Annotated in this window: 2 protein-coding genes; both read right to left on the bottom strand. The window is 40.6% G+C overall.

Translation table 11 applies throughout. From position 1 onward, the window contains the following. Positions 1-604: alkene reductase (locus M595_RS28015; protein WP_040484792.1), on the bottom strand; the 604-nt coding region annotated here is incomplete at its 3' end. Positions 605-688: 84 nt separating this feature from the next. Beyond that, the coding region (locus tag M595_RS28020) for a thioredoxin family protein (protein WP_023069926.1) at positions 689-866 on the bottom strand (178 nt) is incomplete at its 5' end.

Genomic DNA, 866 nt, shown 5'->3' on the forward strand with positions numbered 1-866 from the left:
AACCGCCATATTGATCTGTACGTTGGTTGGAACCATCATGAAGAAACTGATCTAGTAAATAACCATTCGCACTGTGAATTTCTACCCCGTTAAATCCTGCTTCTAGAGCATTTTTTGCACCCTGACGATACTGTTCAACAATTGCCGGAATTTCTTCGGTTTCTAACGCTCTCGGTGTGACAAAAGGTTGCTCTCCTGAAAAGGTATTTGCCTTTCCTTCTGGTGCAATTGCACTCGGCGCTACAGGTAACTCTCCATTGGGTTGTAAAGAGGGATGAGAAATGCGACCGACGTGCCAGAGTTGTAAGAATATTCTGCCATTATTTTTATGTACTGCTTGAGTGATTTTTTTCCATCCTTGAATTTGTTCGGGTGAATGAATTCCAGGTGTATTAGGATAACCTAATCCTTGGGGTAAAATTTGAGTAGCTTCACTAATAATTAACCCCGCAGATGCTCGTTGAGTATAATAAACCTCATTCATTTCTTGAGGAATATTGCCTGCTTTTGCCCGCATCCGAGTTAAGGGTGCCATCACCATCCGGTTAGGGAGTTCATAAGCGCCGAGTTTAAACGGTTTTAACAAATTAAGATCAGTATTCATGGCTAATTTTTGGATAGGTTGATTACAATTTTTGGAATTTTTGAGGAAGTGAGGAAGGCTACAATCAGCCTTCCTTTAAATGAATTAACTCACAGAATTAGAAGTTGACACTTGTTCGAGTAATTCCTTCAGTTGATTTGATAAGACAGACTGATCGACAACACCAGACACTCGATAAACTTCTTCGCCTTGACTGAAAAATAATAGGGTGGGAATGGCTTCAATCCGATAGTCAGTGGGGAGTTCTTCGTAATTGTCAACG

The organism is Lyngbya aestuarii BL J (assembly GCF_000478195.2).
Classification (GTDB): domain Bacteria; phylum Cyanobacteriota; class Cyanobacteriia; order Cyanobacteriales; family Microcoleaceae; genus Capilliphycus; species Capilliphycus aestuarii.